Raw genomic sequence first — 26,537 nt, 5'->3', positions numbered from 1 at the left:
AAATTAGAGTATTAACTATAAATTCAATCAAAATTATGACAACACAAGAAGTTGCAGGACAGTTAGTGAATTATTGCAGACAAGGAAAGTTTGCTGAGGCTATTCAAGATTTATATGGACAAAATATTGTAAGTGTGGAACCAGATGGTGCACCAGTTAAAGAAACCAAAGGATTAGAAGCTGTTATTGCCAAAGGACAGCAATTTAATGAGATGGTAGAGGAGATTCATGGTATGGAAATTTCCGATCCTATAGTAGCAGATAAATTCTTTTCATGTACTATGAAAATGGATGTAACGTTTAAAGGAGCCCCTCGAACTAATATGGATGAGGTTTGCGTCTATACTGTTGAAGATGGTAAAATAGTAAGAGAAGAGTTCTTTTTTACACCTATGCAACACGGGTGAAAATAAAAGTGTCATTCAGAGCAAAGCGAAGAATCTTACTATCCTTAGATTCTTCGGTCGTTTCTCCCTCTGAATGACACTTTTTAGACCTTTTAAAAGCTACTATTTCAACAACCCAGCCCGTCTTAATAATGCTTCAGGCTTAGGTTCCTGCCCCCTAAAACGTTTATAGAGTGTCATCGGGTTTTCAGTTCCACCTTGCGATAAGACATGGTTTTTAAATTTGTTAGCGATTTCTTTGTTAAAGATGCCTGCTTCTTTAAAATATTCGAAAGCATCTGCATCTAAAACTTCTGCCCACTTGTAACTGTAATAACCAGAGGAGTAGCCGCCTTGAAAGATGTGAGAAAAAGAGGTGCTCATACAATTTTCTAAAACATCAGGATAAAGCGTTGTGTTTTTAAAAGCTTTAGTTTCATGCTCTTTAACCGATTTTATGGTCTCTGGCGACTCGCTAGCATGCCAACTCATATCCAGTAATCCAAAGCTTATTTGTCTGAGCGTTTGCATGCCTTCATGAAACGTAGCAGATTCTTTTATTTTTTCAACTAAATCCATTGGGATAAGGTCGCCAGTTTCATAATGAGTGGCAAATAGTTCCAGAGCTTCTTTTTCGTAGCACCAATTTTCTAAAATCTGACTTGGTAATTCAACAAAATCCCAAAATACGCTGGTTCCGGATAAACTTGGATATGTCGTATTTGCTAACATACCATGTAGAGCGTGTCCAAATTCATGAAATAACGTTGTGACCTCGTTAAAAGTTAAAAGAGACGGTTTGCTTTTTGTTGGTTTTGTGAAGTTGCAAACAATAGATATATGAGGTCTGTCATTGATACCGTTTTTTATTGACTGTGGTTTGTATGAAGTCATCCAGGCACCATTTCGTTTTCCAGATCTTGGAAAAAAATCGGCATAAAAAATAGAAATTAAATCACCGTCATTATTAGTCACTTTATAGGTTAAAACATCCTTATGATAGGTATCTATGCTATCTATTTCTTCAAAGTTTAAATCGAATAATTTATTGGCAACAGTAAAAGCACCGTTAATCACATTTTCTAATTTGAAATATGGTTTTAACTTTTCATCATCAAGACTGAATAATTTTTGTTTTAATTTTTCAGAGTAATACGATGCATCCCATTTTTCAATTTGGTCAATATTATCTAATTCTTTAGCAAATTTCTCTAGGTTTTTAAACTCTCGTTCAGCAGCTGGTTTCGCTTTTTCAAGTAATTCATTTAAAAAACTTTCAACAGTTTCAGGTGTTTTAGACATACGCTCTTCTAAAACAAAATGAGCATGTGTTTTATAACCTAAAAGATTAGCACGTTGAAATCTTAGTTCAACTATTTGTAATATATTTTCTTGATTATCCAGAGCATCTCCCTTAAAGGCCTTTGCTCCAGCTGCAAGCGCCAATTTTTTTCTTAATTCACGATTATCGGCATACGTCATAAAAGGAATATAGCTAGGATAATCTAATGTAAACAACCAACCTTCTTTTTCTTTAGATTCAGCCAGCTGTTTAGCAGCTTCTTTAGCGCCTTCCGGCAAACCAGATAAATCACTTTCATTATTAATAAGTATTTCAAAAGCGTTGGTTTCTGCTAACACATTTTCTCCAAACTTTAGTGTTAACTTGCTTAATTGTTTGTCAATATCCCGAAGCTCTTGTTTTTTGTTTTCTGGTAAATTAGCACCATTTCTTGAAAAACTTTTATATTTTTTATCAAGCAGTGTTTGTTGCTCTACAGTTAAATCTAAAGAATCTTTAATGATATAAACTGCTTTTACGCGTTTAAATAAGTCTTCATTTAGCGTAATATCGTTACTGAATTCAGATAATAAAGGAGATACTTCTTGTGCTATTCTTTGAATGGTATCATTAGTTTCGGCAGAATTCAAATTAAAAAATATGCTAGAAATTCTACCTAATTGCTCACCCGAAAAGTCTAAAGCTTCAATGGTGTTTTTAAAAGTAGGAACTTCATCATTTTTAGCTATAGTATCAATTTCAGATTTAGCACTTGCAATAGCTTGTTTAAAGGCAGGTAGGAAATCATTATTATCGATTTTTGAAAAAGGAGCCGAATTATATGCAGTTTCAAAAGGTTTTACTAATATGTTTTTTGTCATTTTTAAGAAATATGTTAAAATATGAATTTGTTATGTATGCATAATAAATTTCTTTGTATTTTTGCAGTCAATGATATATAGAGTGACTAACTCATAAGAATTATACATTAATAGTTTAAAAGGCCTCAAATTAAATTTGAGGCCTTTTTCTATTTTAAATCTTTAGCAGATTCGTTTACTTTTTGTTTTAAGCCTTCTTTGTAAACTAAAACTTTATCTAAAACACAGTTGTCGCTAGTACCTATAATTTGTGCAGCTAGGATACCTGCATTTTTTGCACCATTAAGAGCAACTGTAGCAACAGGAACACCACCAGGCATTTGTAAAATAGATAAAACAGAATCCCAACCATCAATTGAGTTGCTACTTTTTACAGGTACACCTATAACCGGGAGCGGTGATAGTGACGCAATCATTCCGGGTAAATGTGCTGCACCACCTGCACCAGCAATGATAACTGCAAATCCTCGTGTATGAGCGTGTTTTCCATAATCAAATAATTTTTCCGGGGTTCTGTGGGCCGAAACGATATCTACTTCTACTTCAATATCAAAACCTTTTAAAATATCAATAGCGTCTTGCATGACTGGAAGATCACTCTTACTTCCCATGATTACTCCTACTTTTTTCATAAACTTTTATTTTATGCCAGGTCGAGCGCAGTCGAGACCTAAGTATCAAAACTTAAAATATTTAAAAGTCCCCTCGACTGCGCTCGGGGAGACATTATTCTCTGAAGTGGTTTAAACTTTTTATAATTGGCTACAAAATGTCCTTTTACTCCCACATTTTGTCTTTTTATTACTCCTTAGCGATGCTATGCAGTTCTAAAATGCCTTCATTTGGAAATAAAATTACTATTTTTCGCTTCAATCAAAAAAGTTTAAACCACTTCACTTATAACTTTAATTGACTTTTTAACGTCTTCGGCTATTTTTCGTGCCTCATTTAAATCTTCATTAACAATGGTAACATGCCCCATTTTTCTAAACGGACGTGTTTGTTTTTTACCATAAATGTGAGGTGTTACGCCATCCATTTTCATAATGGTTTCAATATTTTCATAAACAACATTACCTGTATAACCTTCAGCACCAACCAAATTTACCATAACACCACCAACTTTATTGTCGGTTCTTCCTAAAGGTAAATCTAAAATGGCTCTTAGATGTTGTTCAAACTGTGAAGTATAACTGGCTTCAATAGTTTGATGTCCAGAGTTATGTGGCCTTGGCGCCACTTCGTTTATTAAAATATCGTCGTTTTGGGTTTGGAACATTTCAACAGCTAACAATCCAACATGGTTAAAAGCTTTAGATGTTTTTAAAGCTATGTCTGTAGCTTTTTTTGCAACTTTGTCTGAAATTCTAGCAGGGCAAATAACATACTCTACTTGATTTGCTTCCGGGTGAAACTCCATTTCAACTACTGGAAAATTTTTTGTTTCTCCTGAAGCATTTCTAACCACAATAACTGCTAATTCATTTTTAAAAGGTACTAATGTTTCAGCAATACACTCTACGTTTGGTAAACTCTCTAAGTCTTGAAGTGTTTTTACAATTTTCACCCCAGTACCATCATATCCAAATTGCGCACATTTCCAAACAAAAGGTAATGCCAAACCACCATGATCTATAGCTTCTTTAATTTCAGAAGTATAAGCAAAACGTGAAAAAGGAGCTGTTGGTAAATTATTATCAACATAAAACAGTTTCTGAGTTGCTTTGTTTTGAATAGTTCGTAATGTTTTAGATGCAGGGTATACTTTGATACCTTCTTTTTCAAGCGCTTCTAAAGCATCGACATTTACATTTTCAATTTCAATAGTTAGTACATCAACTTGTTTTCCAAAATTATAAACGGTATCATAGTTCATTAAATCACCCAAATGAAACTCATTACTCGCAATTTTACAAGGAGCCTCATGACTAGCATCTAAAACACAAGTATAAACATCAAATTTCCTGGTATCGTTAAGCAGCATTTTGCCTAACTGACCACCTCCAAGAATACCAAGTTTAAAATTCGAAGAAAAGTAGTTCATTGATTTCTTTTTTACTAAAATTGAATAAGGATACGCAAAAATACACTTAAATATTAATTAGTGCCTAAATCATAAATCAAAAAATCGTTATTTGTAATCTAATGATTATCTTTGCTCCTTCAAAAATTGATAACCGTGATAAAGCTACACGACAAATATTTTAAACCATTTATTTCTGCTAAAAAAATTGATGATGTTCTACAACGTTTAGCGATAGAAATAGCAGAAGATGTAGGAGACGAAATCCCTGTATTTGTTGGTATTTTAAATGGATCGTTTATGGTTGTGAGTGATTTTGTAAAAAAGTACCCAAAACCATGCGAAGTCACTTTTATAAAATTAGCATCTTATGAAGGTGTTAAATCAACCGAGGATATTCAAAGACTTATTGGGTTAACTCAAGATTTAACAGGGCGTACTGTTATTATTTTGGAAGATATTATTGATACAGGAAACACCTTGACCGAAGTTCATAGGATTTTTAGAAATGAAAAAGTGAAATCGCTCAAAATAGCGACACTCTTTTACAAGCCAGAGGCCTATAAAAAAGATTTTAAACTACATTATGTTGGTATTGAGATTCCTAATAAATTTATAGTTGGCTTCGGCTTAGATTATAATGGATTAGGAAGAAATATACCAGAAATATATCAAATAAAAGAAACGCAACATATGACAAACTTAGTGCTATTTGGCCCTCCAGGTGCTGGAAAAGGAACACAAGCAGATTTTTTAAAAGAGAAGTATAATTTAGTACACATTTCTACGGGCGATGTTTTTAGATACAATATTAAAAACGAAACGGCTTTAGGTATGTTAGCTAAATCCTACATGGATAAAGGGGAGTTGGTTCCAGATCAAGTAACTATTGATATGTTAAATGCTGAGGTTGAGAAAAATGCAGCTGCTAATGGTTTTATTTTTGATGGCTTTCCGCGTACTAATGCACAAGCAGACGCTTTAGATAAGTTAATGGATAGCAAAGATTCTCAAATAAATGCTATGATTGCTTTAGAGGTTGATGACGAAATTTTGGTTGAGCGTTTACTGTCACGTGGTAAGACTAGTGGAAGGGCTGATGATGCTGATGAATCTATTATTAGAAATAGAATAACAGAGTATTATAATAAAACAGCTATTTTAAAGGATTTCTATTCGGCACAAGACAAATATTTTGGCGTTGATGGTGTTGGTAGTATTGAAGATATTACAGCAAGATTGAGCGGTGTTATAGATAACCTCTAAGTTGATGTGTTTATTCGTTTAGTTGTTTAAAAACAGGTCAACTAAACAACTTAACAAAGAACAAATAAACAGTAAGAATGACTGAAGGAAATTTTGTTGATTATGTAAAAATGTATGTCGCTTCTGGCAGCGGAGGTAAAGGTTCTGTGCATTTACATCGCGAGAAGTATATTACGAAAGGTGGACCAGATGGTGGTGATGGTGGTCGTGGCGGTCATGTGATTCTTCGAGGTAATTCTAATCTTTGGACACTTCTTCATTTAAAATTTAAAAAACACATTCGTGCTGGTCATGGTGGAAATGGTAGTAAAAGCAGGAGTTCTGGGGCTGATGGTGAAGATGTATATTTAGATGTTCCATTAGGAACGGTTGTTAGAGATACTGAAACTGATGACATTCTTTTAGAGATCACTGAAGAAGGTGAAGAAAGAATTATTGCAGAAGGCGGAAAAGGCGGACTAGGCAACTGGCATTTTAAGTCGTCGACCAATCAAACACCAAGATATGCACAGCCTGGACTTCCCTTGGAAGAGAAGTATGTTACGTTGGAATTAAAAGTACTTGCTGACGTTGGTTTGGTAGGATTCCCAAACGCGGGGAAATCTACGTTGTTATCAGTAGTCACTTCTGCCAAACCAAAAATTGCAGATTATGAGTTTACAACGTTGAAACCTAATTTAGGGATCGTAGAGTATCGCGATTTTCAAACCTTCGTAATGGCAGATATTCCTGGAATTATAGAAGGTGCTGCCGAAGGAAAAGGCCTAGGTCATTATTTTTTACGTCACATAGAACGTAATTCCATTTTGCTATTTTTAATTCCTGCAGATGCAGATGATATTAAAAAGCAATATGATGTCTTGTTAGATGAGCTTCGTCGTTACAATCCGGAAATGCTTGATAAAGAACGCCTCATAGCCATATCGAAATGTGATATGCTCGATACTGAATTGAAGGCAGAACTTAAAAAAGAATTGGACAACGAACTTCCTATTCCATACTTATTCATTTCATCAGTGGCACAGCAAGGTATTACCGAGTTAAAAGACATTTTGTGGAAAATGTTGAATGAGTAAATTCAATTAATAATTGGTATGAGATTACTTAAATCGTTCTAAAATCCAATCTTTTATAATTTTTAAGGCGGTTGGGGAAAAGGTTTCTTCAATTTCACTATATTCTTGCATACTTCCTGTTTCGGCAGTTTGAAACAAATGGTTTAATCCGTCTAATTCCTTTATAGTTATATCTTTATTTCCAGCAATTTCTAGCCCATTTTTAATGCCTTCTAAATTAATTTTTGGTAATACTTGAAAATCTTTACTTCCATTTAAAGCTAATACGGGGCATGTCGTTTTTTCTAAATAATCTTTTGGATCTATTCTAATAAAAGTGAGAAGCCATTTAGATTTTAAAATGTTGAATTGTTGTTTAATCAAAGCTGGAGTAATGGCTGGAGCAAGTATAGATGTAGGGTTTTTCATTTTAAAATCATTAAGTTCATTTGTGATTTTTGTTTTAATAATTTCTACATCAGAATGCGTTCTTAAAATAGCGTAAATAATCTTTGATAATTTTTCATTTTCATCCAGAACAGCACTATTAGCACCTGCTAATTCTGCGGCTCGTCTAGATTGGGTTTCTAAAACTTTTGCACCATTTACACCAGTGCCTGCAAGTAATACGGTAAAGGCAACATCTTTATTTCTTGAAGCTACCATAGGAGCAATAAGTCCACCCTCACTATGTCCAATCAAACCTATTTTTGAAGTATCAATATCATTCCTTGTTTTTAAATAAGCGATAGCAGCTTCAACATCGGTAGCAAAATCAAAAGTTGTGGCGTTTTTAAAATTTCCTTCAGATTCAGCAGTCCCTCTATCATCATACCGCAAAACAGCAACACCATGGTTTGTTAGGTAATCAGCTATCACTAAAAAAGGCTTATGATTTACTAGTTCTTCATTTCTGTCTTGTGGGCCAGATCCGCTTATTAAAATGGCAACTACTGGCTTTTTTATGTTTTTTGGTAAAGTGAGTGTACCTGCTAACTTTATACTGTCGGCTTTAAAATTGGTAAAATAAATAGCTTCCGAAGTATAGTCATAAGGGGCTTTCGGTTCTTGTGGACGATTACTTTGAGAAAAAAGATTGACACTAAAGAAAATACATATTAAAAAGATACTTTTAGAGCAGAATGTCATGATAAAAAATTTATACATCAAATGTCGGGATACTAAAATCAAGTTCAAAGCTTTTAACTTTAATTCATGGAATAATTTTTGATTAACTTTAACCTGAGTTTAATAAAAATTATGGCTATGAAATCTTTTAAAATTATTTTACTTGCTTTATTAATTACGGGATGTGTTTCTGTTCGTGTTAATTACGATTACGATAAGACAACTCAATTTGATAATTATAAAACCTACAATTATTATAGTGATATGAATACGGGGCTAAGTGAATTAGACACCAAACGTCTGTTAAATGCTATAGATATAAAAATGACAGCAAAAGGGTTTAGTTTATCTGACACTCCAGATTTTTTCATCGACATTAAAAGTAGTGAATATCGCGAAGCGCAACGCAGCTCAGTTGGTGTTGGTTTAGGTGGAGGAGGCCGCAATGTTGGAGGAGGCATTTCAATAGGTATACCAGTGGGCCAGTCTAATGTTAACCGTCAGATAATAATTGATTTTGTAGATGAAAATAAAAAGCAATTATTTTGGCAAGCAGTAAGCGAATCGAATTATAACCCTAACGCTATACCGGGAGAGCGAGAGGAACGCTTAAATGCTATAGTAGAAAAAGTGTTCTTGGAATACCCTCCTAAACAATAACTTATTGTTTTACTAATTTTTTACTGGCAACTAATATGTTATTTGCATAGAAATTAGCCATATAAATACCTTCACTTAAATTACTAATATCTACCTGTTGTGTTTCATGGTTAGACATAGGTACTGTTTTTACTTTTTTGCCGTCTAAGCTCATAATATCAACTTTTAAATTGGTACCTCTTTCACTTTCAATTTTAAAGTTTGCAATGGTATTCGCAGGATTTGGATACATAACGATACTTAAATTATTAATCTCACTTTCAATATCCTTAACTCCTAAGGAAGAATGATCTATAGTCCAGGTCACTGTATACACATGAAGGGTTTCATGATTATCGATCCTTAAAAGTGTTGTGTTATCCGTAATGACTGCTGTTAAATTATTTGAACCTACATTTAAATCGCTTTCAGAAATACTTACATCATCAACATTTGTGGCAAAATTATCATCAGCATTAAGTGACCACGAGCTTTCAAGTATTGTAGGGTCAGGTGCAGGTTTTATTAAGTTTAGATGAAAATCAAGAGGAAAGCTTGGGTTTGAGACCGTATTTGAAATGGGTGTATATGAATCAATTGGAGACACCAAACTGTGTATCTTTTCTATCATGCCTTCTTTACATACAGAGCAGAAAGGAACTCCCAGATATCTCATTTTACAGTTTTGATGAGGTCTGTTCCAAGTGGATGCTACACCAGAGGTACCATAGGGGTAAATCCCAATACCATTAAGTCCAATCCAATTTTTCCATTTTACCAATGTTGGATCAGTTTCTTGAGTCATATTTATGGCTTCGGCTGCTAATGCGTCTCCTGGATAATATTCATCTTTTAAATCGAACAAAGAATGTCCTAATTCATGTATGGCAATATCATTTGCTGAAGTTGAAGCCATTGGAAATTCACCACCCGAGCCTCCATATACATTAGTGTTAACTAAAATTAAAGCTTGATCGTATGTAGGGAAATTGTCAGATAAAACAGAATGTATTTTTGCCTCCGCAGTAGCAGCATCTGCATAATCAATTCCGTAATATAAGAGTCTGTGATAATTAAAGGCATCAAAAGTAGCATTGAAATAAGTATCTTTTGTGGTCATTGGAGTTGCAGGTTCTGTAACATCTGTAGCAGTTGCAGGGTGATCGGCTCCACTTTCATTTGATGGTACTTTTATAGCGTATACATTAAAGTAATCCGCATATTCTAAAAAAGGTGATTGACTAAACATGTCGTCCGAAAGACTAGTAACATCTGTAATAAATTGATCTAATTCACTGGTTTGATAGCCTTCACTTAAGATAACTAAATTTATTCTTTTGTCATTATCTCCAGAAGATTTAATTGTTTCCACATCAAAAATTTGAGCCGAGATAAAACAGGTACTAAAAAGAAATATTATGAAAATTAAAAAATACCTCATGGTTAGTTAAGTTTAGTTTTAATTAGAGGGATTGTTTTATTTTTAGAATTACTAATATTATGTATACTAATGTATTTTGTATTGGGCTTTAGTTGTAGCCTTAAAGAAAATCGTGAGCTATCCAAATCAATCTTTTTCATTTGAAACGATTTGGATTCATCTACGAACTCAAAAGTTTTAGTAAACGGATTTTTTATAATAGTGCTATGTAAGATATTTGACTTTTTATCAAGCTGATAACACATTAAATCACCAGTAACTGGTTCCTCTTTGGAGTTTTTAGTATGATTTTTAAGTTTTCCTTCGGTTACTTTTTTATTTATATAACGAATAGTCTTTTTCCCATCAGATGTTTTTTTAATAGTATAATTTAGAAAAATGATCTTAGGCGTTTTTTCAATTTTGTCTGTATTTGTAGATAGCCCCTGTTTAGAAGCACAGCCTAAAAGCATTATAAAAAATAAAAATGCTATGGTCGTTTTGGGGCTATTTAATTTTTGCTTTTCCAAAGGTTTAAACAAATCATAAAATTTGAGTAAAGTTAAGAAAATAAAGAGACTGTATTAAAAGTGTCATTCAGAATGCAAAGAAGAATCTCTTAAAAATATAATGTGGTGATTCACAAAAAATAAGATTCTTCGCTACGCTCTGAATGACAAAATAGATTACTTTTCAGTCTCATAAATATGTTATCAACTCAGTAAATCTTTATATTTGTCTTTATAGCCATAAAGCACAATAATATTTAAAACTAGTAAAATTAAAGCGCCCGCGATACTTCCTGGTTCTAACATAGCATGAAATAATACGGCATTGACTGATACACTCATTAAAATAAGAGCCAATAAAGCTCCAAATTTGTTAAAGATTAATGCTAATCCTGCAACAATTTCTACAATGGCTACTATTGTAATTAATTTAACAGAAGATAATGCTCCGAAATAGGCCCCAGCCTCAGCAGACATATCTCCCATATCCATAAAATGAAAGAACTTATTAAGTCCAAAAAACAAAACGAAAATCCCGAGAAGTGTTCTCACGACCATAAAAACTTTTGAATTCATAATAATGTGTTTATTAGTTATTAAACTGAAAGATAGCAAATTAAAAATTAATCTGCCATCCGCTTTGTCGAAACAGTTTTACTTAACTAACAAACGAGTGCCTTCACTATGACTACTAAATTCTGGTGCATACATGCTTTGTATCGTTGTAATACCATTACTCATATTACCTGCATTATTAACTCTTAAATCGTATTCAAAAACATAAACGCCTTTTGGTAAATAATCAAAAAAGAAATTAGTTGAGGCATCTTTTGTACTTTCGTAATATCCCAAACCATCTTGCCATTTGTATTGCGAGAATACATTAACAGGTTCTAACCCTGAAGCTCGCATATCTTTCATATGAATGAATTCCATGTTTCGATCACTTCGTAATTCAATACGAACTCTTACCAAATCTCCAACTTTTAAATGGGTGTCTTTTGTAATTTCAGAAATGGTTTCACCTGTATCTGTATTTTGTTTCAAAAACAATTTTTTCCTTAATTTTAGAGGTGTCTCTGCTGATGTAATCTTATCTAAATCTTCAAAATATTGCCAATATAAACTTCCCCAGGCAATACCTTTTCCTTTTTTAGTCAGTTTTACTTCTGCCATTTTGGGTTTTATTTCAGAAGCACTCCAAGACGTTTTATAATAACCTGTACCAGCTTCTACTTTTACGTTTTCTAATTTTGAAGGCGTTATTTTTTGCCCACCTAAAACAACATCAACCATTTCGGTGACCGATAACCAATCGCTTCCTTGAAGTAACAAGGCGTATACAGCATCAGTAGTTGCTTTGGTGGTTTTCCATCTATTAGTTTGTTTGTTTTTAAGTAACCAGATTTTTAAGTTATCGATGGTTTCAAGATGCTTCACTTCACTCTGAATAACATGACCAATCTCTGAGAAAGTTTCAATTAAAAGGGCTTGTGTTTCGATAGGTGCTTGATACCAATACCATGAGTTGGTATTTGCCTTCCAATACATACCTAACTCTTCCGAAGTGATACTCGTTTCTTTTAACGATTTTAGAATCTTTTTGGCTGTTTTAGAATCATTATTTCTGTGAGACACCAAAGCCATTAATCCTTTTGCATATAAAGGTCGACTTAACCAGTACTTTTGAATTTGCGTTTGGTAGTATTGTGTGATTTTATCAACTTCTTTAGATTTTTTTACGTCTGGATAGAAGCTTCTCATATATAAATAATGTAACTGTGTGTAGCTCAAATGATCTTTGTTTAAATCTACTTTAGCATTATATTTTCTAAGGTCCTTGTATTCTTTTACAAATTGCGCATCGAGATACTTGATGGCTTTTGAGATCATTTTATTATGAGACCCTTCGACTGCGCTCACGGTGACACCTAACTTATTTAAGTGACCAAAACCAGTAATAATGTGTTGTGTAATGTATTTGTTTTCACGTCCACCATCAAACCATGCCCAGGCACCGGAATTCATTTGATTATTTTCTAATTTTCTTATAGCCGATTGCAACTCATTATTCATTTTGTTTAGATCGAAAAGTAGCGCCATACGCTTTTTCTGTTCCGTTTCACTTTGTGCATCTCGTAGCCATGGTGTTTCTTGAATGAGAATAGATTTTAATGCTTCATTTTTTTCTAAGTTAGAAATAAGCGCATCTTGAGATTTCCATTGATTGAAAACGTCTTGAATTCGTGGATTAGAATTCGCAATATGACTCGCTAAAGCATTGGCATAATAACGACTAAAAGTTTGTTCGTTACATGCATACGGATACTCCATTAAATAGGGGAGTGCCTGCACCGCATACCATGCAGGGTTGGAAGTCATTTCCAAAGTCAACTTATGGTTTTTAAGTGTTGTTGAGGTATGACTCTTTAGTTTATCTAGCGTAAATGTTTTTGTTTGATTACTACGAATCCACATAGGAAGTGTTTCGGTAACTAACATTCTATTTGATAGCACAGGTAAGGCATTTTGTTCACCATCACTAAAGTCTTCCGATTTGGCGATAACTTTATATTGAACTGCTTGCACATCATCCGGAATCGATAAACTCCATGATACTTGTGTATTACCTTTGGGGTCGACAGTAAAAGAAGCCCCCTCTAGCTCCCCCGAAGGGTGAGAATTAGCTTGTTTACGAATAAGTTTATTGGAAACGTCTTCTCCGGAAATAGCGTCTGTTAATATTAATTTTGCTTGTCCTGATAATTGCTTTTCGGTAAGGTTTGCAATTTTGGTGCTAATCGTAATATGATCACCTTCTCTTAGGAAACGAGGCGCGTTAGGTATCACCATTAATTCTTTTTGAGTAACTGCTGTTAAAGTTGTTGTTGTACTTTCTAAGGTTTTTGTATGCGCTAATAATTGCAACTTCCATTGGGTTAAAGCTTCTGGAGTTGTGAAGTTGAAACTAACGTTACCTTCTGAATCTGTTTTCAGCTGCGGAAAGAAAAAGGCAGTTTCCTGAAGGTTTTTACGGATTTTGATGTTGTCGAAGTTTGGTTTTTCTGATTTTTTTTCGACAATCTCCTCCCTTAAATCAAGGTCGTCACCTGCATTTAGTTTGGTCTCTTTATCCATAACCACAACTTCATCCAGATTAGCGCTATCACTTTCCTCCATAAAAGCCACTGATTCTTCTACTTCCATTTCATCTGACATTATTGGAGCACCGGCTACACGACTACTAAGTGTGTTTACTCCTTTAAACCTTATTGAGTTATTATTCCCAAAATAAAACCCAAACCAATTCAATTGATCATAATATTGAGTTGAGTAATGTATTCTAGTATACTGTTTATTGTAAACTCTAAAATGACGTGTGCCAAAACTCTGATGAGCATTACTTTGATTATAAGAGTAATAAATAGGTCTATTAATAAGATTGGAACGCCATGTATGTGACTTAAATTGATCTAATGAAGCATCATACATGCTTGCCAATAGCTCTGCACTGACTTTATCACCTTGTGGCCCTTTAATCTTAAAACTCCAGGTTTCATCGGTTCCAGGTTGTAATTTATCTCTAAATGTTGTAGTTTCAATACTCAAATCCATTTTAGGATAGGGTACCGATATGCTTAAAGCACCCGATTGAAAATTATTATAAGCTGCAAAACTGTAATTAACTACAAAACCGCCAATGTCTTCATTATTCACAGGAACAGAAATGGTTTTTTTGTTATTATTAAGTTGAATGATATGTGTTTTTATAACCTTACGATCTTTTTCAATTTGAACCGTAACATTTAAATTTCTGGCAGCAGATCCTAATGTTATTAAGGCATTTTCACCTGTCTTATAACTTGATTTGTTTGTAGTAATGTGGAATAATTTTTTATCTGCTATGGTTTTATCTGCATGACTATATAAAGTCGTTTTAATTTCATCTTTAACCAATTGTCCAAATTTATCCTTACTTTCTAAAATGATAATATAGGCGCCAGATTCCCACTTTTTAATTTTACCAAGATTAAGATTTTTTGTGTTTTCTGTGTTAAAAGATGACATAAAAACAAGGTCTCCTTTTTTCCAATTGCTAGCCTGATGTTCATCATTATAAGCATCATGAGGAAACAATTTATTAAAGGCTTCTTGTGAAAACTCTTGATAATCTGGTGCGCTCCAAGGCCTTTGTCTTAAAACCTTTTTAGGCCCATTTAATTTATAAATTTTAACGGTTCCCTTAGCTGGTATAAATTCGCCATTTAAGTTTCTGGTATCTATTTCAAGAGCATTGTTTTTTTTGGCTTTATCTATAAAATTGGCAATATACATATTTGCTGTTAATGCATGATACCCAACATTAACTGTGGTCGTAGCACTTCTGGTTTCTCCATTTAAATCGGTAACATCAGCAGTGACTTCATATCTAAAAATTGGGAGATTTGTTTTGTCTACGCTTTGATCTGGAATGGCTTTAAAAGTAATTTCAAAGACGCCTTTGCCATTAGTCATACCCTCTCCATGAGTAATTTCTTGAGGTTCGCTATTAAACCATGGGTAATACCAATAACACCAACGCGGATATTCTACTTTTCTATGTACCCGATATACTACTTTAGCATTGGTAATATGACTTCCTGCATAAGCTAGGGCATGTCCTTTTATAGTGACAGAATCGTTAACCTTAAAGGTTTCTGTTACGGGGTTAAATGATGTTTCAAACTTTGGACGTTTGTATTCTTCAACAGAAAAGTAAGTAGTCCCACTCTTGTTATGACCTGACTCTGTACCAAATTCGATATAATATTGACCATTTAATCCATTGTTTGGTAAAATAAATTCACCGGAAACGGAACCGAATTCATTCGTTTTAAACTTTAATAGTTTTACTTCTTCACCATTTGCATTATATAAAATAGCATAAACTTTTTCACTTACTAGAACCTCTGGTTTACTTTCTTTTGTTTTAAAAGCTATCGCTTTGAAATATACTGTTTGCCCTGGTCTATATATACTTCTATCTGTGAATAGAAAAGCGTTGTATGTAACTTTTTTTTGTTGCTGTTTATAATATCTGCTTACATAGTAATCGCCAAAGTATGCTTTTTCACCATTATTAATAATTTCTATATTTAAATCGTTATAATTGACATCCAATTTTGGAAGTGAAATTTCACCAAATTGGTTTGAAGTTTTAGTTTCTGTTATTTCCTTATCCTTGTAGTTTTTACGATATGAGAATTTAACTGCTGCTTTTTCGATAGGTTTTCCATTATTTCTATTAATAATTTGAAAGGTTTTATCGTTTGTGCTTTCTGTTTCAATCAAAGCTAAATTAGTGACTTGTACGGTACTAAACGCAAAGGTTTCATCATCGTTTTTAGGGGAAGCAAAAATTAAATACGTACCATTATTTAGTTTAGGAACTAAAATTTCTGTTGTGTGGGTTTGGTAGTCACCTTCATTTTTTAAAGTATTATCCCAATTTTTATAAGGATTTAACTTTTTAATAAATGCTAATTGTTCCTCTTCTCTATATATTTTATTGAATTTACTTAACTGGTTTCTAGTGAGCTTAAATATTTTAAATTGAAGTTGATTTAAGTTTTTATAACGTATTAATAACCGTGCATTTTGTTGTATAGGAAGAAAGTTTTCTGCAGTGATTTGTAATGTCGGTTGTTCTATTAATTGTTTTAAAACAGTACATTTTTTAGCACCATTACTTTTTGGGAATTTTAAAATAGCCTTATTGCATATTTCAATAGCATCTTTAAGCTTCCAACGATTATCTTCATTGGTTTTAGGTTGGTAAGTAGCTCCTTGTTGATAGTAAATGGTGGCTATTTCATAATCGTATAAAGTGGAAACTTCATGAGTCTTTAAATGATCTCTTTCTGTTTTTAAAGCACTTAATATAATGGATTCTTTATCGCTAAATGTAGCGTGTTGATTCACAAATTTTAAACGCTGAATATTTACATCGGCTAAAGCAAAAGGTTTTTTGTCTTTTAAATGAAAACTAATCAAATCTTGATAAATCTTTAAAGCATTTAGTTGTAATGATGTTGTATCTTTCGATGCTATTTTTAATTTCGAAAAGCGTCCTGTATTACCCAAAAAATCAGGATGATCTATCTCAAATTTATAAGCGGGTTTCGTAATATGGGTTTCATCGGTTTTATAGAATTGTAACGCATTGTGACTTAAAATATCGAATAAAGTAGGTCTGTAAATTCTAGAGCCTTTTTGTAGATTTAAGATCTCGTCATAATGACTTAAAGGTTCTAATTGCAATAGCAATCCGTTTTGTAACGAATTCTGGTAATGCACGTGAATTTCATTAAATAGCGTTTGTAAATCCCATGTTCTAAAATCTTCGACATCTACTTTCTCAGCAGTTTTTGTTCTGTTATAGAGCTTCCATCTATTTTGATTAAAGTATTGCCAATACATATTTGCCAGGATACTTTCTAAAATATTTTTTGTTGGGAACGTGTTTTTTTCAATGCCATCTTTAAAATCCTTAATAATTTTGAGTTGCGCATCTTCCTCTAAAACTAAAGCGAATTTGCTCTTAAAAAGCATGCTTTTAATGAGTTGTGATGCATTGCTATCTTTTTCTGCAAGTTTATTAATGTTTTCTACAGCCTTTAAAGCTGATTGCACTAAGCCTTTAGCTTCAAATTGCTCGACTTCAGCCCATAACTCTTTATATTCATTGTCTTGGGCATTAGAAAATGTAGCGAATAGTATAATCATTAATAAGGATAAAGCGTTTTTCATTTTTTTTAAGTTTGTATCTAAAATACTTTCAAAAGCTATACCAAAAAATAAAGAATGAGTGAACAGACTCTTTGGTTGAGTGAAGTTAGTTTTTTATGAGTGAAATAGAAAGTTTATTTTTACGTTTTCGACTATAAACATTATGACGAAGTTTTTGCTCCCTTTCTTATTTTCTATCATGGCTTTTAGTCAATCAAATCTTGATGACATAGAAACGCTTTTTCAAAAAAAACAATTCAATAAAGCAGAACAATTAGTTAGTGATTATTTGAAAACACATCCAAATAACTTGCAAGCTATTGAATTATTAGGGGATGCCTATGGGCATCAAAAAAAATGGGATGGTGCTATTTTACAATACGAAAAGCTAGTAAATAATAAAGAGCACCATGCCAATTATCATTACAAATATGGTGGTGCATTGGGTATGAAAGCTTTGTCTGTTAGTAAATTAAAAGCTTTGGGTATTATAGGTGATGTAAAAGAAGCCTTTTTAAAGGCTGCCGAATTGGACAAAAACCATATTGGCACCCGTTGGGCATTAGTGGAGTTATATATGCAATTACCAGGGATTATAGGTGGTAGTAAGAGTAAATCATTGCGTTATGCAGAGGAGTTGGAAGTCCTTTCGAAAGTGGATGGTTATTTGGCAAAAGGCTATGTTTATGAGTATGATGACGAACCGGAGCTTGCTGAAAAATATTATAAGATGGCTATAAAAGAAGGTGGGTCTGTTACCTGTTTCAATAAATTAACCGTTTTATACGAAAACGAAAAAGAACCAGAAAAGGCTATCGAAAATATTGAAGCTGCCCATAAAAAACATCAACGGAATGCCATGCATTATCAAATCGGTAAGGTTGCGGCAGAGTACAATATTGAATTACAAAAAGGAGAGCGCTGTTTACAAACCTATTTGGAGAATCATTCAGCTGAGGATGGTGTTCCTAAAGCTTGGGCTCACTACCGTTTGGCACAAATTCATGTGCATAAACAAAATAAACAGGAAGCTCTAAAATATATTGAGTTAGCCATTGCTGAACTTCCTAAAATAAAGCCGTTTAAAGAGCAAAAGGAAAAGATACTTGGTTTGTAGCTTGTGTTTGTTGATAGTTGTTGGTTTTTTGTTGTTAGTTACTGGTATTTGGTTTTGACCACTGATTTTAGGAATTTGTTTCGTTTAATTTGGAATTTGAAATCTGGAGTTTGATATTTGCTCTATGAACGTACATTTTATAGCTATTGGTGGTGCTGCCATGCATAATTTAGCCTTAGCATTGCATAATAAAGGTTATCAAGTAACAGGAAGTGACGATACTATTTTCGAACCTTCAAAATCAAGATTAGACGCTAAAGGATTATTGCCTGAAGCTTTTGGGTGGTATCCAGAAAAAATCACTACAGACTTAGAAGCTGTTGTTTTGGGAATGCATGCTAAAGCGGATAACCCAGAATTAATGAAAGCTCAGGAACTGGGTTTGAAAATCTACAGCTATCCAGAATTTTTATACGAACAATCTAAATACAAAACGCGTGTGGTTATTGGTGGGAGTCATGGTAAAACAACCATAACTTCTATGATCTTACATGTTATGCATTATCATGATAGAGACGTCGATTATATGGTTGGTGCACAGTTAGAAGGTTTTGATGTGATGGTAAAGCTTACAGAAGAAAATGATTTTATCGTGTTAGAAGGCGATGAGTATTTGAGTTCGCCTATTGATAGACGTCCAAAATTTCATTTATACAAACCTAATATTGCTTTATTAAGTGGTATTGCCTGGGATCATATTAATGTGTTTCCAACTTATGATAATTATATAGAGCAGTTTAACATTTTTGTAGATTCTATTGTTAACGGTGGTAGTATTAGTTACAATGAAGAAGATCCTGAAGTAAAACGCGTTGTAGAGGCTTCAACAAATACCATTCGTAAATTGGCATACCAAACACCAGAATATACTGTAGAAAATGGACAAACCTTGCTAGAAACTACTGAAGGTCATTTACCAATAGAAGTCTTTGGAAAACATAATTTAAACAACTTGGCTGGTGCCAAATGGATTTGCCAGCACATGGGAATTGATGAAGACGACTTTTATGAAGCTATTTCTACTTTTAAAGGTGCCAGCAAACGCTTGGAAAAAATAGCTGAAAGTAAAAACAGTGTGGCCTATAAAGATTTTGCACATTCTCCTAGTAAAGTGGAAGCAACTACCCGTGCTGTTAAAGAGCAATATGAAAACAGAACGTTAGTGGCTTGCTTAGAATTGCATACGTATAGTAGTTTAAACGCTGAGTTTTTAAAAGAATACAAAGGTGCATTAAATGCCGCCGACGTAGCCGTGGTCTTTTATTCGCCGCATGCAGTTGAAATTAAAAAACTTGAAAAAGTAACGCACGAACAAATTGCGAATGCTTTTCAACGTGAGGATCTGATTATTTATACGAATCCAGACGATTTTAAAGACTTTTTATTCTCGCAGGATTTTGATAATAAAGCTTTGTTACTTATGAGTTCTGGTAATTATGGTGGTTTGGATTTTGATGCTGTTGAAGGGGTGATAAATTAGGTGTTATTCTTATGAAAGAAGGCTTTTGTTTACCTATATATACCATTAAGTGCTAATATGAATTGATAAGAATTAATTTAGCAAAAGCCTTTATCCTTTATAAATTCATGTAAAACTTTTCTCTTTTTTTGTTTCTTACTCTTATCCCCACTAGTTTTGGAAACTAACGGTCAATCAAATTAAGATGCAGTTAAGGAGGTAATCGTTATTTTTAGTAATAAGGTAACATTCTGAAAAGATTGTGCTTAGTTTCATTATCAAGATCACTTATATATTTGTCAAACTGTTCAGGAAACTCTTTGCTAGCATAAGCTAATAAATTTAAGTACCTATTTATCAAATGCGGATGAGAAGAAAAGGCTCTTGCTAAAAATGAAAAGAAGGAATCATTTCTTAACATTTTTCCTTGGTCTAAAATCCCTCGAAATTCTATTTTTAAAGATAAATCATTACCCACCATTAATTTATTGAATGCAACAATAGATTGTTCGACATTTTGAGTTACCATCATCCCTATATTATCACCTGTATATTGGGTAGCCCTTTCATAAGGCAAAAGAAAAAAGTTGAAAATTTTAATTCTTTCTAGGTTTTCAAAGATTAATTTCAAAATAGTAGTTTTAAAATGTTTAGCTTTTAATGCTCCAACAAATCGAGCAATAATCCATTTCATTTGAATCAATTTATCTTTATTGGATAACATATCTTTAACTAATTCAGAATTCAATACAATAAACTGTGTTTTAAAGAATTTAGCAAGAAATGCATTTACAGAACCGTCTTCAACGATATAAATTTGAACTTCCTTAGTGTAAGATAGCTCCTTTTTTACTTCTGTGTAAATATTGAATATCTCAGGGAAATTATGGCTAGAGACTTTTACGGAATTACCTACAAGATTCATTTTTGCTATGCTTAGAGAAAACCAAACAAAAAATACAATCACCCCAATGTATATAAGTATTAGTCCAAAAGAAGCAATGGTTAATATGAGACCTAATATGGCAATTGGTATTCCAGTTAGCATCGCTAAGTTAAAACGGTTGCTTTCATTAGGATAGGTTGCTTTTTCGAATTTTTCGGTAGTTATTATTTCCATATTTATTGTTTGTTTTAATGAATGCAAACGGGTTTATATACAGAATTTTTATCTTTTTATTCTGTCATTTTGGACAACTAAGCAGAAGTTTTGTTACTTTTTATACTTTTTAAGTTTTACAACGTTTTTCGTCATTAACTAATACAATTAAAAATATAAAGAGGACAGTATCAGTGTCTTATAAAGATGGGATCTAAATACAATTTAATCAGAGTTTTTTTATCAAACAACTTTTTTGTAAGATTTGTTGAATAATTTTCAGGAATAGTAAAATAAAAAGGAAAGTTTTATTTCAAATATATACGAGTTTTATTAGCATATAAAGGCGTCTCTATAACTATCTCCTTAAAAACTGCATAACCCCAGCATTTAATTGAAAATCTAAATCTGAAACAAAATAATCAATCTCATTATTTGAAAAACAACTATTGATGTCGTTAATAGTGTTGCAAATATCTTTATAGTAATCTAAAAGTTTATGGTTGTCAGGATTTAAACCTTCTTGTTTACACCATACTAAAAAATCTTCAGATTCATTAAGAGTTACTAAGGTTCTAAAAACAATAACGAAATTTAATACAGGGTTATAATAATTAAGATCCTCATACTCATCTAACACATGAATGGTATAAGTGTTATTATTTATTTTTAAGGTTACTGGAGTTAAATTTTTGTCAATAGAAACCCCTTTGCCTAACCAAATTATAATCCCTCTGGCAGCAATGAAATTTTGAATATCTATTATATCAGGGTGCATGAATTCTGAAATGTATAAATTAAAACACATTATTCAAAATTGCATAAACACTTTCTTGAAGAACCTGAATTAATGTAGGCTTTTGCTTTCGTTGTAGTCAGCCAAAACTCCATTAAAAACCCATTTTGCTAAAGCTTTTCTATTTTCATAATTAAGAATTCGTTTCTGGTCTTTTTTGTTTTTTATATTTCCTAATTCTATATACACCATAGCTGGTAGCGTGTTTTTTATTAGGTATAGCCCTCTGGATTTTACAGAGCCTGAGTATATTCTATTAGGTTGGTGTTTAGCATATTTTTCTTTGAACGATTTGTGAATGTTTTTGGCTAATTGTTTTCCACTTTTGCTGTTATGATGATGGTAAAAAAACACATCAATATTTTTACTTTTACTTCTGCTGTCAACATGAGTAACAATGAGCCTTTGGTAAGCACCTTTATGTTTTAAGTATAGATTATTCACAGTTTTTGTGCGTTGCCTCAATCGTAATTTTTGACTTTTTGAAATGGGTTTATCAGGATAATTAACTTCGTCGTAATCTACTTCAAGTATCTTTTTATCTCTAATCCCATCATTTTCATCTTTAATAATGATATAAACCTTTGCGCCATTAGAAATGAGCCTTCGTGCTAATCGTAAAGTAACATCATAAGCGTATTCATCCTCGGAAATTAGTTTACCGTTATAAGTTTCTATAGCGCCGGGATCGGGACCACCATGTCCAGAAATTAAATAATAGATAGCGCCGTTTAAATTACTGCTTTCTAAAGGAACAACATCATAGTCTTTACCAAAAAGCGGATCATTAATTTGCTTTTTTGGTAACAGATTATCGTTAGGTTTTTCAATAATTTTAGATTCAATTTTATCAGTTATAGATGGTGTTTCATTATTACCAATAGTGTCTTTTTCTATGGTTGGCAGTATATAAGTTCTACCTTTTAATACCCCGTTGTTTACTGTTAAATTTTCCTTATTCAGTTTAATAAATGCTCTGTAGTGTTTTGTTGGCTCAAGACCGTTTTTTCGAAGAATAGAATAAATACCATCACCACCAATAGCAATCACTTTTATTTGAGATGTTTGAGCAATAGCGAGATCAGAGATTGTTAAATAAAAAAAGAGTAATAATAGTTTTTTTAATATTGAACGCATCTTGATTTTTTTATGATTTGCTACAAAACCTTCAGATGAACTCTTGTTTAATTTTTGGATGACAACCCGAAGTCACTTAAAAAAGAACACACCGTTCCTTCAACAACGCTATTTCTTTATTTTTATTTATTGAATAGGCTTAAATATTTTTCCTAAAAATTGTTCAATACTTTCTTGATTTGCACGAATGAGTTCTGTTCTGGCGTTTTCAATATCTCGTGGTTTTTTATCTTGAGAGAGCTTAAATTTGCCTTCCCAATCCGTGATAGTGATTTCAAACATTTTAATAAAATCTAAATAACCTTTCATGCTACGGTTATCAGGTTCTAAAACATATTTATGTTCTGGTGCTTCCAAAAAAGTGGTCATATCAATTAATGATGCTTTTAAGGATTCCTTACTTTCAATCGCCTTAACGGTGGCTTTTAAATGAACCATGATATAATTCCAAGTTGGTAATTGTGTGGTCGTATAAATACTTGGTGAAATATAACATTGCGGACCAGAAAAGATAATAGTAACCTCATTATCATCTTTTAATAATTCTGCTTGCGGATTAAACTTATCAATATGCCCAATAAGCTTGCCTTTGTCATTATAAATTAAAGGCAAATGAGTAATTAAAGGCTGATTATCTTTTACAGAAATGACCGTTGCTAATGGGTAGGTTTTAATCACTTCAATCATGTGATTAATGTCATTATCTTGATGATATTTTGGAGGATATTTCAAATGGTATAAATTAAGAGTTATTAATTTATAAAATTACAATATTTATTTTTCCTTGATAACTTATTTTTTAAAATAAGACAGAAATAACTTACTTTGTAAATTATTGCTTTTCTTTATATAATTTTAAAAACTAAATAATTTAATACATTTAATCAATGCAAGAAAAACTAGCATCGTTTTCAATAAAAAATTGGTCGCAAGACGATCAACCTCGCGAAAAATTACAGCATAAAGGTAGAGAAATATTAAGCGATGCAGAATTGGTGGCTATATTAATAGGCTCTGGTAATAAAGATGAAAGTGCCGTCGCCTTATGTAAACGCATTTTAGCAAGTGTAGATAATAATTTAAGTGAATTGGGTAAATTATCCACTATACAGCTTATGGAATTTAAAGGAGTCGGAGAGGCTAAGGCTGTTACTATTGCAGCTGCTTTAGAGTTGGGAAGGCGGAGAAGAGGAGAGGAAGCCTTAGAAAAAAATAAAATAACATCCAGCAGATCGGCTTTTGAACTTATGCAGCCTAAAATTGGTGAGTTACAACATGAAGAATTTTGGATTATCTACTTAAATAACTCTAATAAAGTGATTCAAAAAAATCAATTAAGTAAAGGAGGGATTACAGGAACTTTGGTTGATGTGCGTTTGGTGCTAAAAAATGCTTTAGAAGTGGGGGCTACAGGGTTGATATTGGCTCATAATCATCCGTCGGGAGCTTTAAAGCCCAGTGAAGCCGATAGGCAAATTACCAATAAATTAAAAAAAGCAGCCCAAAGTTTAGATATAAAGGTACTAGATCACTTAATTATAACAGAAAAAGCATACTTTAGTTTCGCAGATGAAACGCTTTTATAATGCTTTTAGTTTATACTCATAAAATATCACCCCGATTAAAATATGTTTTCAAACACATTTGTATTAGAGTTCTTGGTGTTAAAGTAGAATTCACTACTAAAATAGAAGAATTTATTGCACACGATAGTCTAAAAATGTCTTACACAAAACAACAACTCGGGAATGAGTTTTTTGTTAAAAGTCATGATATATTATTTGAACAAGGGCTAAGTGATCTGGATATTAATATTCATGATTGGGATAATACAAAATGTTTCTTTTTTAACGGAGATAAGAGTGCTATCCCTTTCGATATTTTTGCAGCTTCTTTTTATTTATTATCCCGTTACGAAGAATACTTTCCGCATGTAAAAGATGAATTCGGTCGTTTTACTGCTGTAGAAAGTTTAGCTTATAAGCATGGTTTTTTACATCAACCTGTAGTTGATATTTGGGCATACAAATTTAAAGATGCTTTGCAAGCGCAATTTCCAGAATTTAAGTTTCCTGAAAAAAACTATACGATCAAACCGATCATTGATGTTCCTAGTGCCTATAATTTTAGATTAAAGGGTATTATGCGAACACTAGGAGGTTTGGTGAAAGATATATTTAGGTTTAGATTTAAGAGCTTGTATACTAGGTTTATGGTTATTCTTGGCTTTATACATGATCCGTTTGATACTTTTAAATACATAATAAATAGGCAAAAGTATACTAAGTTTAAGTTTTTATTCTTTTTCTTAATAGGCGATTATTCTACTTATGATAAAGGTATTAACCCCAATAAAAAAAAGTTTGTATCGCTTATAAAGCATGTTGCTGATTATTGTAGTGTGGGTCTGAAAACATCTTATTTTGCTACTGAAGATATGTCAATTTTAAAGAAAGAAAAATTACGGATGGAAGACATTTTAAATACCACATTAAAAGCTTCTAGACAATCTTTTTCGAGGCTTAATTTACCAGAATCATACAGAAACCTTATAGAGTTGGAAGTCCAGGAAGATTATACGATGGGTTATGTCAATTATATAGGTTTTAGAGCAGGGTCCTGTACCCCTTTTTTATTTTATGATTTAGATTATGAGGTACAAACTCCTTTAAAGATTTACTCATACCATCTTATGGATTATGCGCTATTGAAAACACATTCCTTGTTGGATAAAAAGAAAGTTTTAAACGAGATTATTCATGAAGTAAAGAAAGTCAATGGAACATTTATTCCAATATTTCATAATTATACTTTTAGTGCATTAAAGCAGTGGGATGGGTTTAAGGATTTATTTAATATTATTTTAGAATCTACAAATGAAAATTGAAGGTATTACAGATGTGTTTTTTGATTTAGATCATACCCTATGGGATTTTGATAAAAACTCTGCATTAGCATTTAATAAGATATTAGAATTAAACCATATTGATATTGATGTAAATGACTTTTTATATCATTATGTGCCTATAAACTTAAAATACTGGAAACTATATCGAGAAGAGAAAATAGAAAAGAAGGCTTTACGTTTTGGAAGATTAAATGATGCTTTTTCTGCAATTGGTTATCAGGTTGAAGAAGTGGTGATTAACAAATTATCGGATGATTACATCACTCATTTAACAAGGTTTAATTATTTGTTTGAAAATACTTTTGAAATTCTGGATTATTTAGATCTCAATTATAATTTGCACATCATTACTAATGGATTCGATGAAGTGCAACATAAAAAACTAGCCCAGTCTAACATTAATAAATACTTTAAGACAGTCACTAATTCTGAGATGGTCGGCGTTAAAAAACCAAACCCTAAAATTTTTAATTTTGCTTTGCAATCAGCTAATTCTGTTAATAGCCAGAGTGTTATGATTGGCGATAGTTATGAGGCCGATATAATTGGAGCAAAAAATATCGGCATGGAAGTCGTTTTTTTTGATATTCATAATACAGTTATTGATGACGATATTAAACGAATCGACAATTTAATTCAGTTGAAGAAATATTTATAATACACT

The 26,537-nt window shown here is 32.5% G+C and carries 21 protein-coding genes; 9 read left to right on the top strand and 12 right to left on the bottom strand.

What is annotated here, in order from left to right; genetic code table 11:
• Window positions 1-35: 35 nt before the first annotated feature.
• On the top strand, window positions 36-407 hold the full coding sequence (locus tag Q4Q47_RS03970; RefSeq protein ID WP_303305350.1) for a nuclear transport factor 2 family protein: 372 nt from the start codon (window positions 36-38) through the stop codon (window positions 405-407).
• Between the two features lie 102 nt (window positions 408-509).
• Here Q4Q47_RS03970 and Q4Q47_RS03965 read toward each other — a convergent pair whose 3' ends face one another.
• From Q4Q47_RS03965 to Q4Q47_RS03955, 3 genes are all read right to left on the bottom strand, one after another.
• Complete coding sequence (locus Q4Q47_RS03965) at window positions 510-2,549, bottom strand: M3 family metallopeptidase (RefSeq protein ID WP_303305349.1); 2,040 nt, start codon at window positions 2,547-2,549, stop codon at window positions 510-512.
• Window positions 2,550-2,698: 149 nt separating this feature from the next.
• Complete coding sequence (purE, locus tag Q4Q47_RS03960) at window positions 2,699-3,181, bottom strand: 5-(carboxyamino)imidazole ribonucleotide mutase (protein WP_303305348.1); 483 nt, start codon at window positions 3,179-3,181, stop codon at window positions 2,699-2,701.
• A 251-nt stretch (window positions 3,182-3,432) separates the two neighbouring features.
• Window positions 3,433-4,593: a 5-(carboxyamino)imidazole ribonucleotide synthase gene (locus Q4Q47_RS03955; RefSeq protein ID WP_303305347.1), complete on the bottom strand. Its 1,161-nt coding sequence runs from the start codon at window positions 4,591-4,593 to the stop codon at window positions 3,433-3,435.
• A 135-nt stretch (window positions 4,594-4,728) separates the two neighbouring features.
• Between Q4Q47_RS03955 and Q4Q47_RS03950 the strand changes: the two genes are divergently transcribed.
• Window positions 4,729-5,838, top strand: coding sequence for an adenylate kinase (locus Q4Q47_RS03950; protein WP_303305346.1), 1,110 nt, complete (start codon window positions 4,729-4,731; stop codon window positions 5,836-5,838).
• 77 nt (window positions 5,839-5,915) lie between these two features.
• The gene (obgE, locus tag Q4Q47_RS03945) at window positions 5,916-6,914 is read left to right on the top strand and encodes a GTPase ObgE (RefSeq protein WP_303305345.1); all 999 of its coding nucleotides are present in this window, start codon (window positions 5,916-5,918) and stop codon (window positions 6,912-6,914) included.
• A 24-nt stretch (window positions 6,915-6,938) separates the two neighbouring features.
• Here the strand turns inward: obgE and Q4Q47_RS03940 are convergent, their stop codons facing one another.
• Window positions 6,939-8,042: an alpha/beta hydrolase family protein gene (locus Q4Q47_RS03940; RefSeq protein WP_303305344.1), complete on the bottom strand. Its 1,104-nt coding sequence runs from the start codon at window positions 8,040-8,042 to the stop codon at window positions 6,939-6,941.
• Window positions 8,043-8,159: 117 nt separating this feature from the next.
• Here Q4Q47_RS03940 and Q4Q47_RS03935 point away from each other — a divergent pair, with 117 nt between their 5' ends.
• Window positions 8,160-8,681 (top strand): DUF4136 domain-containing protein, encoded by a 522-nt coding sequence (locus tag Q4Q47_RS03935; protein WP_303305343.1) that lies wholly within the window; start codon window positions 8,160-8,162, stop codon window positions 8,679-8,681.
• Window position 8,682: 1 nt separating this feature from the next.
• On the opposite strand, the gene Q4Q47_RS03930 is transcribed toward Q4Q47_RS03935, so the two are convergent.
• From Q4Q47_RS03930 to Q4Q47_RS03915, 4 genes are all read right to left on the bottom strand, one after another.
• Window positions 8,683-10,032 carry a T9SS type A sorting domain-containing protein gene (locus Q4Q47_RS03930; protein ID WP_303305342.1) on the bottom strand — a complete coding sequence of 450 codons (1,350 nt, stop codon included), beginning with the start codon at window positions 10,030-10,032 and terminating at the stop codon, window positions 8,683-8,685.
• 71 nt (window positions 10,033-10,103) lie between these two features.
• A complete protein-coding gene (locus Q4Q47_RS03925; RefSeq protein WP_303305341.1) occupies window positions 10,104-10,610 on the bottom strand; it encodes a hypothetical protein in 507 nt (168 codons plus the stop codon).
• Window positions 10,611-10,793: 183 nt separating this feature from the next.
• A complete protein-coding gene (locus Q4Q47_RS03920; protein ID WP_303305340.1) occupies window positions 10,794-11,165 on the bottom strand; it encodes a DoxX family membrane protein in 372 nt (123 codons plus the stop codon).
• A gap of 78 nt (window positions 11,166-11,243) precedes the next feature.
• The gene (locus Q4Q47_RS03915) at window positions 11,244-17,378 is read right to left on the bottom strand and encodes an alpha-2-macroglobulin family protein (RefSeq protein WP_303305339.1); all 6,135 of its coding nucleotides are present in this window, start codon (window positions 17,376-17,378) and stop codon (window positions 11,244-11,246) included.
• Window positions 17,379-17,520: 142 nt separating this feature from the next.
• Here Q4Q47_RS03915 and Q4Q47_RS03910 point away from each other — a divergent pair, with 142 nt between their 5' ends.
• Window positions 17,521-18,474: a tetratricopeptide repeat protein gene (locus tag Q4Q47_RS03910; RefSeq protein ID WP_303305338.1), complete on the top strand. Its 954-nt coding sequence runs from the start codon at window positions 17,521-17,523 to the stop codon at window positions 18,472-18,474.
• Between the two features lie 124 nt (window positions 18,475-18,598).
• Window positions 18,599-19,954 (top strand): UDP-N-acetylmuramate--L-alanine ligase, encoded by a 1,356-nt coding sequence (locus Q4Q47_RS03905; RefSeq protein WP_303305337.1) that lies wholly within the window; start codon window positions 18,599-18,601, stop codon window positions 19,952-19,954.
• Window positions 19,955-20,165: 211 nt separating this feature from the next.
• Here Q4Q47_RS03905 and Q4Q47_RS03900 read toward each other — a convergent pair whose 3' ends face one another.
• The 4 genes from Q4Q47_RS03900 to Q4Q47_RS03885 all read right to left on the bottom strand — a co-directional run bounded on the left by Q4Q47_RS03900 (window position 20,166) and on the right by Q4Q47_RS03885 (window position 23,697).
• Window positions 20,166-21,053, bottom strand: coding sequence for a M48 family metallopeptidase (locus Q4Q47_RS03900; RefSeq protein ID WP_303305336.1), 888 nt, complete (start codon window positions 21,051-21,053; stop codon window positions 20,166-20,168).
• Between the two features lie 337 nt (window positions 21,054-21,390).
• Entirely contained in the window at window positions 21,391-21,840 is a 450-nt protein-coding gene (locus Q4Q47_RS03895) for a hypothetical protein (RefSeq protein ID WP_303305335.1), read from the bottom strand.
• Between the two features lie 39 nt (window positions 21,841-21,879).
• A complete protein-coding gene (locus Q4Q47_RS03890; protein WP_303305334.1) occupies window positions 21,880-22,965 on the bottom strand; it encodes an N-acetylmuramoyl-L-alanine amidase family protein in 1,086 nt (361 codons plus the stop codon).
• Window positions 22,966-23,091: 126 nt separating this feature from the next.
• The gene (locus Q4Q47_RS03885; RefSeq protein ID WP_303305333.1) at window positions 23,092-23,697 is read right to left on the bottom strand and encodes an FMN-binding negative transcriptional regulator; all 606 of its coding nucleotides are present in this window, start codon (window positions 23,695-23,697) and stop codon (window positions 23,092-23,094) included.
• 155 nt (window positions 23,698-23,852) lie between these two features.
• Between Q4Q47_RS03885 and radC the strand changes: the two genes are divergently transcribed.
• The 3 genes from radC to Q4Q47_RS03870 are packed head-to-tail and all read left to right on the top strand — an operon-like array spanning window position 23,853 to window position 26,531.
• Complete coding sequence (radC, locus tag Q4Q47_RS03880) at window positions 23,853-24,551, top strand: RadC family protein (protein ID WP_303305332.1); 699 nt, start codon at window positions 23,853-23,855, stop codon at window positions 24,549-24,551.
• The gene (locus Q4Q47_RS03875; protein ID WP_303305331.1) at window positions 24,551-25,852 is read left to right on the top strand and encodes a polysaccharide deacetylase family protein; all 1,302 of its coding nucleotides are present in this window, start codon (window positions 24,551-24,553) and stop codon (window positions 25,850-25,852) included. Before radC ends, Q4Q47_RS03875 begins: the two co-directional genes overlap by 1 nt.
• Window positions 25,842-26,531 carry a YjjG family noncanonical pyrimidine nucleotidase gene (locus tag Q4Q47_RS03870; RefSeq protein WP_303305330.1) on the top strand — a complete coding sequence of 230 codons (690 nt, stop codon included), beginning with the start codon at window positions 25,842-25,844 and terminating at the stop codon, window positions 26,529-26,531. The genes Q4Q47_RS03875 and Q4Q47_RS03870 overlap by 11 nt, the downstream gene beginning before the upstream one ends.
• The last annotated feature ends 6 nt before the right edge of the window (window positions 26,532-26,537 follow it).

The sequence above is a fragment of the Flavivirga spongiicola genome (assembly GCF_030540825.1).
Taxonomy (GTDB): Bacteria; Bacteroidota; Bacteroidia; order Flavobacteriales; family Flavobacteriaceae; genus Flavivirga; species Flavivirga spongiicola.
This window is presented reverse-complemented; position numbering and strand designations above follow the sequence as displayed.